Genomic DNA, 7,828 nt, shown 5'->3' on the forward strand with positions numbered 1-7,828 from the left:
GGCCAACAAATGCCTTCAAAACGCGGCAAAACTCCCCCTCATCAGCCGTGTAGCACTGCATTGCTCTTGCCACTTCAGTGAGTTGGCGTTGCTAAAACTGCGCTTGGCCGAGCTAAATGGCCTACTCGTCCAAGAGGTCTTCACCGCCAATGGAGTTGATGTGCAACTGGAGCTCAGCGAAGAACACATTGCACCTCTGCAGCAACAATTGGCCAGCATCAGCAGCGGCAAAATTTTACTTCACCGCAACCTATCCAACAGCGACCAATAAGCGCCTTATAACCTGCACGTCTGCAGTTGCCCACAATCACTGTGCACCCAACTGTGGATAACCTGAGCACATTCAGCTGCAGCCCTTTAGATACGTGCCTTTCAGGAGTTTGTACGTTTTTTATACAAATCCTCCCGCTATTATTAAAAAGATAGGAAAAACAATAATTTAGCTTTGTATATCGCGGTTAGAACATAGCCGCACAGTGCTTATACCCCTCTCATCAAGTTGCGCACAGATCCTGTGGAACAACCTGTGGATAACCCGTGTAAAGCTCGCGCCACTTCAGCCCCCAACACGCTTGCTTAAAGCTGTACATTTTTTAACCAAACTTGCGCATCCGAATCATTACGCTGACTCAAACGTTCCTATTCAAAGCCCCAGAAACGACAACATGATGAACGTTGCAAATAATACAAAGTGCGTCATACCTTCGATGGCATTGGTTTCACCGTCATTCAAGTTGATCGCGCACACCACCAGCGTAATCAGCACCATCACCGTCTGCACCGGCGTCATCGCCATTTGAAAGGGCTGACCGGTATACAGCGCCATCGCTTCCATCGCGGGCACCGTCAAAATCACAGTTGATAACGAAGCGCCCAAGGCAATATTCACCACCGACTGCATGCGATTAGCCAGCGCAGCACGCAGTGCCGTCAGAATTTCTGGGGCCGCCGAAATAGCGGCAACCAATATAGCCGTAATCACCGGCGGGGCACCCGTGCCCTCAAGCCCTAAGTCCAGCGCCTTGGACATCACCTCAGCCAGCGCGCCAATCACAATCACACCCAGCCCTAAAATCGCGATCGACAGCTTTATGCTGCCAGAAGCCACTTCCGGCTCGCGCTTACGGCCTTTTTTCTCTGGGTAGTTGTAACTAAAAAAGTAACTGTGAGGCCCCACCTGCATCCGCAAAAAAACGGTGTAAAGCAGCAACATCGCGCCAATCGTGAAGGCGGAATAGATTTTCCAGTCTGACTCGGGGATAAATTCCGGCACCACCATCGACACGCCCATCGCCGTCAGAATCATCACGCTGTACGTACGGGCCGAGTCGTCGTTGTAGGGCTGTTCACCGTGCTTGATCCCGCCCATCAATGCGGCCAAACCGAGAATGCCGTTGATATCGAGCATTACCGCCGAATAAATCGTATCGCGCACCAAGGTCGGCGATGGCTCGTTACTCATCATGATGGCCAGAATGACCACCTCAACCAACACCGCTGACAACGTCAGGATCATCGTTCCATAGGGGTCACCGACCTTTTCAGCCAAGACCTCTGCGTGATGCGCCACACGCATCGAAGCGCAGACAATCGCAGCAATCAAGACAATGCCGCCGATCAGAGCCGTCGCTTGGCCACTGCCCAGTAGCCAATGCTCCAACGGATACGCCGCGCAGACCATAACGATCGCCAGCAACAGGAGTTTTTCATCTTTTAATAAAGTCAGCATCGAAGGCCTTTACCGAGAGTCGAAGACACGTTGTGTGGTCACAGACCGCCGAAACTCACTAACGTTTCGTTACATCTTAGTCGGCAAATAGGCTAGTCGAAGACGCAGTCATCCCGTTTAGACGAGGACAGTGCGACAAATGGCGTGGGTATTTTTACAAGCTGGGTCGTCCCGCGCCTGTAGAATGCCGGCATCTGTACCTGATTTGATGAGAAAAACGAATATGTATGACTGGTTGAACGCCCTGCCTAAAGCAGAACTGCACCTGCACCTTGAAGGTTCTTTAGAGCCCGAGTTGCTGTTCTCGCTGGCCGAGCGCAACAAGATCGCCTTGCCTTGGAACGATGTTGAAGCTCTGCGCAAAGCCTACGCCTTCAACAACCTGCAAGAGTTTTTAGACCTCTATTACAAGGGCGCGGATGTACTGCGCACCTCACAAGACTTCTACGACCTGACATGGGCCTACCTGCTGCGTTGCAAGGCACAGAACGTCATCCACACCGAACCCTTCTTCGATCCGCAAACCCATACCGACCGAGGTGTGCCGTTTGAAGTGGTCCTTAACGGTATCGCCAGCGCACTCAAAGACGGTGAACAGCAACTGGGGATTACCAGCGGTTTGATCCTGAGCTTCCTGCGCCACTTGAGCGAAGAAGAAGCGGAAAAAACCCTGGACCAAGCACTGCCATTTCGTGATGCGTTTGTCGCAGTCGGTCTGGACAGTTCAGAAATGGGCCACCCGCCGAGCAAGTTCCAACGCGTATTTGACCGCGCTCGCCATGAAGGTTTTCTGACCGTGGCTCACGCGGGTGAAGAAGGGCCGCCAGAATACATCTGGGAAGCCATCGACCTGCTCAAAATCCAGCGCATCGACCATGGCGTACGGGCGATTGAAGACGAGCGCTTGATGCAACGCATCATCGACGAACAAATCCCACTGACCGTCTGCCCGTTGTCCAACACCAAGCTCTGCGTGTTCGATCACATGTCGCAACACAACATCCTCGACATGCTTGAGCGCGGTGTGAAAGTCACCGTCAACTCAGATGACCCGGCCTATTTTGGTGGGTACGTGACCGAAAACTTCCACGCGCTGTATACCGATTTGGGCATGACCCAAGACCAAGCCAAGCGCTTGGCACAAAACAGCCTAGACGCACGTCTGATCAAACCTTAACTGCTGATTCCTCCCCCCTTGCTCGCGATCTTGCCAACATCAAAAGTTCGCGAGCAATCGAGCGTCGACCGGCTGCTCCTACGCGGTAGGCTTTTTACTGAAGTGAGCAGTATTGGGCTGTAAACGCCGGTTTTATCGCTCGTTGAAATAGTGAATTATGGGGTCACTTTCGTACTCACTGTTAGGACTTATCCCATGAAAGCTATCGGCTACTACCACTCCCTTCCGATTCAAGATCCTAAAGCCCTGCAAGACATCGAACTGCCAGAACCCGTGGCTGGACCGCGAGACTTATTAGTCGAGGTCAAGGCTATTTCAGTGAACCCCGTGGACACCAAGGTGCGCCAAAACGTGCAGCCCGAGAGCGGTGTCGCCAAAGTACTGGGCTGGGATGTGGCTGGCGTGGTCAAGGCTGTGGGCAGCGAAGTCAGCCTGTTTAAAGTCGGAGATAAGGTGTTTTATGCAGGCTCTATCGCCCGAGCTGGCGGCAACAGCGAGTTGCACGTGGTTGATGAGCGCATTGTCGGGCACATGCCCAAAAGCCTTGGCTTTGCCGAAGCGGCTGCATTACCTCTGACCGCAATCACCGCTTGGGAGTTGTTGTTTGAGCGCCTTGGCATCAAAGAAGATAAAACCGACGCGCAGCAAAGCCTGTTGATCGTGGGCGCCGCCGGGGGTGTCGGCTCTATCCTGACCCAATTGGCCAGCCAATTAACCGCACTCAAGGTGATTGGCAGCGCTTCACGGCCAGAAACCCAAGCATGGGTGCGTGAGCTGGGTGCCCATGTGGTAGTAGATCACGCCAAACCGCTGAGTGAAGAACTCAAGCATCAAGGCATCAACGCCGTCACTCATGTTGCCAGCCTGACCCAAACCGATCAGCACCTGAGCCAACTGGTAGAAGCCCTCGAACCTCAAGGCAAACTGGCGCTGATCGACGATCCCAAAACCTTCGACATCAGCCAGCTCAAGCGCAAGAGCCTGTCATTGCACTGGGAGTTTATGTACACCCGTTCACTGTTTGAGACCCCAGACATGATCGAGCAACACAACCTGCTGAACCGCGTTGCAGGCCTGATCGACGCGGGCACATTGCGCACCACCGTAGGCGAACACTTTGGCACCATCAACGCGGCTAATCTACGACGCGCACACGCATTGCTGGAAAGCGGAAAATCTAAAGGCAAGATCGTGCTGGAAGGGTTTTGAACATAGCACGGGGACTAAAGTGGTCATTTTTTAACCGTCAGTCCGAGAGTTGCTAGGCGTCATACTCTGCAACGTTTTCAGGCATACACTGGCCTCCTTTGCCAACCGAAGGAGGCCCGTGATGAAAATCCTGATCAAGGCGTTAGCAAAATCCAGTAACCACCCCTGGCAGGTTCAAATCGACCAGCAAGCCGTTAACTTTCGCACCAAGGCCGAGGCCAAAGCCTTTGTGGATACGTTGAAATCACGCCTGCAAGCCCCCCACAAACTGCCTGAACAGTGTGCGGTTTAACTTAAACGGCTTCTTCGGCAGCGATCCGCGCCGTGTACACACGCCGGGTTGCCACCCCAATAGTGACGGCCAGCACCCCGCAAAGGGTGATGACTATGGCCATGGGCATTGCGCTGCCATCGTGCAATGCACTCACCAATGAAGCCGCTCCGGCAGCCACACTGAACTGCAAAAAGCCAAGCATCGCTGATGCACTGCCCGCCCGCGCGCCCTGCCCGTTCATGGCACACGCCGACGCATTCGGGATAATGCAGCCCAAACTGGCGATACAAATAAACAGCGGAATCAGCAACGGCCATAAATGTTCGGTATGCAAGGCACTGATACCCAGCAACGCAACACCCGCCGCCAGATAAACCCAGACCGTACGCGCCAGCAAAAAGCCTGGTTGACGTTTGGCCAGCAAGCGAGCGTTCACCTGCGCGACCAAAATGAAGCCTGCCGCGTTACTGCCAAACAACCAGCCATAGTGTTCGGCAGGCACGCCGTAAAGTTTGATAAAGACGAAAGGCGACCCGGCAATGTAGGCAAACATACCGGCCATTGCGATCCCCCCAGTCAGTGCATGCCCCAGAAACTCACGGTCTTTAAGCAGGCGGCCATATTGACGCAGTGCCCCCGACAAAGGCTGACGCGGTACGTTGGCAGGCAAGCTTTCCGGTAACCCCAGAGCCACGGCCACGGCGGCGAGTACGCTGAAGCAGGTTAAAGCGATAAAAATCGACTGCCAGCCATAAAGATTCACCATCAGGCCGCCCAGCATTGGAGCCAAAATCGGTGCCAGCCCCATCACCAGCATCAGTTGCGAGAACACCTTGGCGGAGCCCACTGCATCGCATTTGTCACTGACAATCGCACGCGACAGCACCATCCCTGCGCACCCCCCTAGGGCTTGGACAAAACGCGCGCCAATCAGCCATTCGAGCGTAGGCGCAAAGGCACAGGCGAATGAGCCCAGGGTAAATAGCCCTACGCCAACCAGCAGCGGCACACGTCGACCAAAGCGGTCCGCAAGTGGGCCATAGGCCAGTTGGCCGATGGACAAACCTAGGAAGTACACCGCAAGGGTAAGTTGAATGTGCGTCTCATCCGTGGCAAAGGCTAGAGCCATTGCCGGAAACCCTGGCAAATAGAAGTCGATCGCCAAAGGCCCAAAAGCGCTGAGCGCACCTAGAATCAAGATTGTTCTAACGTTCATCAAGTATCCAAATCGAACTGCGGTAGGCGCAGGCCGACAGTCTAGCTGTGGTTACAGACGATGAACATAAAGATAGCCAGCTATCTAATAAAACGTAGATCAACTCACAAACTACGCGCAGGCTACGATCTTTTAACAATCAAATGATCGCAGCCTGCGACAACTACGTTTTAAGCCTTTAGCACTTCAAAACCGGCGTCTTCAATCGCTTCGACGATGGCTTCCAAGGGCAGCGCACTGTCGACCTTCACGGCCTTGGACTTCAAATCCACCTCAACGCTGGACTGCGGGTCACGGCGCTGAATCGCATTGGTTACACCGTGCGCACAGCCACCACAGGTCATTCCACCTACCTTAAACGTTTGCATAGCACAGCCTCCTTTTGGGTGATGGCCACAGCATTGACCTTGCCATCGTGGCAAGGTCAAGCCCTGTGTTGCATTAACGTGCTGGCAATCTAATCTTGGCTCGGCCAAGCTGGCCACTTGTGAATACACACAGAGTACCGAGCCATGCGCAGGTCTGTTATGAGCCTTGTCTGTCTTTTAAGACTCGCCAGCTTGCCGCTGTGGGCAAATGCCGATCAGGACTATGGCGTGCTGATCATTTCTCGTGAGCGCTTAGAAGTCCCGACTAATTGTGAAATTGGGGTGTACATCGACGACCAATTAGCCGGACGACTGTTTCAAGAACAGGCGCTATCTTTCAACTTGCCTGCGGCCACCGTGGGTATTCGCCTCAAGCTGCTACCCGGTCAAGCCCCTGGCTGCTTACCCGGCTTGTTGGTGCCCCCCGCGCAGCAGTTCACATTAAAAGCCGGTGATATTCGCAAATATCGAATCGCCTTAGGCAAAGACGGCATGTACCTCAAACCCACGCCACTTGAGTACTGACCCCGACTCACGAAATAACTCAACGCAGTGATCTTGACCTTGCCACGGGGTCAAGGTCGACTCTATGGACAGATAACTTCTCAAGGAGGACTGCTCGTGCCCACCCAATTTGATCTGCCGATTGACGGCATGACCTGTGCCAGTTGCGCAGGTCGCGTCGAAAAAGCCTTGGCCAAAGTCCCAGGGGTCAGCTCCGTCAGCGTTAACCTGGCCACCGAGCAGGCGCGCGTTCAAGCCCCCGCCAATAGTTTGCCCGCCTTAGTCGATGCCGTTGAGCAAGCGGGTTTCCATGTTCCAGCCCTTAGCCAAGAACTGGATGTGAGCGGCATGACCTGCGCCTCATGTGCCGGGCGAGTTGAAAAAGCCTTGGCACAGGTTCCTGGCGTAGAGCGGGTCAATGTCAACCTTGCCACTGAGCGTGCACATGTCGAAATGCTCGGCCATGTCGATCCCGCCCTGTTGATTGACGCCGTCAGCCAAGCAGGCTATTCGGCGAGCCTGCATCAAGCGCACAACTCGACAGCCGTGCAGGACGACCAGCAAAACCGCTTGCGCCGGGAGCGTTGGGCCTTGGGGCTGGCTATTGTGCTAGCGCTGCCGTTGGTGCTGCCCATGCTGCTGATGCCGCTTGGGGTCCACTGGATGCTGCCCGCGTGGGCACAATTTGCGCTCGCCACCCCCGTACAGTTTGTATTGGGCGCCCGCTTCTACAAGGCCGCCTGGAAAGCCGTCAAGGCGGGTGCTGGCAATATGGATTTGCTGGTCGCGCTCGGCACCAGCGCGGGCTTCGGCCTGAGCCTGTACGAGTGGGCCATCGCGGCGCCCGGCAGTACGCCGCACCTATACTTCGAAGCCTCGGCGGTGGTGATCGCACTGGTGCTGTTGGGCAAGTACCTCGAAAGCCGCGCCAAACGCCAAACCGCCAGCGCCATTCGTGCCCTTGAAGCGTTGCGTCCTGAGCGCGCCTTGCGCGTGGTCGATGGCCAAGAACAAGACGTCGCCATCAGCGACTTGCGTCTGAACGACTTAGTCTTGGTCAAACCCGGTGAACGTTTTCCGGTGGATGGCGAGGTGGTTGAAGGCCAAAGCCACGCCGATGAAGCCCTGATCAGCGGCGAAAGCCTGCCCGTGCCCAAACAGCCTGGGGATAACGTGACCGGCGGCGCGATCAATGGCGAAGGCCGCCTCGTGATTAAAACCCTGGCATTGGGCACAGAAACGGTACTGGCACGCATCATTCGCTTGGTTGAAGACGCACAGGCCGGTAACGCGCCGATCCAGAAGCTGGTGGATAAAGTCAGTCAAGTCTTCGTCCCCGTCGTGCTTGTGA

At 55.0% G+C, this 7,828-nt stretch carries 9 protein-coding genes; 6 read left to right on the forward strand and 3 right to left on the reverse strand.

The window, feature by feature from the left end:
• Nucleotides 1-271 (forward strand): DUF1949 domain-containing protein (locus AQS70_RS05975; RefSeq protein WP_156355033.1); only part of this gene is annotated, 271 nt, incomplete at its 5' end.
• Nucleotides 272-643: 372 nt separating this feature from the next.
• Here the strand turns inward: AQS70_RS05975 and AQS70_RS05980 are convergent.
• Complete coding sequence (locus AQS70_RS05980; protein ID WP_055101985.1) at nt 644-1,729, reverse strand: calcium:cation antiporter; 1,086 nt, start codon at nt 1,727-1,729, stop codon at nt 644-646.
• 223 nt (nt 1,730-1,952) lie between these two features.
• Here AQS70_RS05980 and AQS70_RS05985 point away from each other — a divergent pair, with 223 nt between their 5' ends.
• The 3 genes from AQS70_RS05985 to AQS70_RS23840 all read left to right on the forward strand — a co-directional run bounded on the left by AQS70_RS05985 (nt 1,953) and on the right by AQS70_RS23840 (nt 4,407).
• A complete protein-coding gene (locus AQS70_RS05985) occupies nt 1,953-2,906 on the forward strand; it encodes an adenosine deaminase (RefSeq protein WP_055101986.1) in 954 nt (317 codons plus the stop codon).
• Between the two features lie 195 nt (nt 2,907-3,101).
• Complete coding sequence (locus tag AQS70_RS05990; protein WP_055101987.1) at nt 3,102-4,115, forward strand: zinc-binding alcohol dehydrogenase family protein; 1,014 nt, start codon at nt 3,102-3,104, stop codon at nt 4,113-4,115.
• A gap of 121 nt (nt 4,116-4,236) precedes the next feature.
• The gene (locus AQS70_RS23840) at nt 4,237-4,407 is read left to right on the forward strand and encodes a hypothetical protein (RefSeq protein WP_164488179.1); all 171 of its coding nucleotides are present in this window, start codon (nt 4,237-4,239) and stop codon (nt 4,405-4,407) included.
• A gap of 1 nt (nt 4,408) precedes the next feature.
• Here AQS70_RS23840 and AQS70_RS05995 read toward each other — a convergent pair whose 3' ends face one another.
• Complete coding sequence (locus AQS70_RS05995; RefSeq protein WP_055101988.1) at nt 4,409-5,605, reverse strand: multidrug effflux MFS transporter; 1,197 nt, start codon at nt 5,603-5,605, stop codon at nt 4,409-4,411.
• Between the two features lie 170 nt (nt 5,606-5,775).
• A complete protein-coding gene (locus AQS70_RS06000) occupies nt 5,776-5,973 on the reverse strand; it encodes a heavy-metal-associated domain-containing protein (protein ID WP_055101989.1) in 198 nt (65 codons plus the stop codon).
• A gap of 144 nt (nt 5,974-6,117) precedes the next feature.
• Between AQS70_RS06000 and AQS70_RS06005 the strand changes: the two genes are divergently transcribed.
• Both AQS70_RS06005 and AQS70_RS06010 read left to right on the forward strand, forming a co-directional pair.
• Nucleotides 6,118-6,498: a hypothetical protein gene (locus tag AQS70_RS06005; RefSeq protein WP_055101990.1), complete on the forward strand. Its 381-nt coding sequence runs from the start codon at nt 6,118-6,120 to the stop codon at nt 6,496-6,498.
• Between the two features lie 129 nt (nt 6,499-6,627).
• Nucleotides 6,628-7,828, forward strand: a 1,201-nt coding sequence (locus tag AQS70_RS06010) for a heavy metal translocating P-type ATPase (protein WP_277620577.1), incomplete at its 3' end; no start/stop codon positions are given.

The sequence above is a fragment of the Pseudomonas endophytica genome (genome assembly GCF_001411475.1).
Classification (GTDB): Bacteria; Pseudomonadota; Gammaproteobacteria; order Pseudomonadales; family Pseudomonadaceae; genus Aquipseudomonas; species Aquipseudomonas endophytica.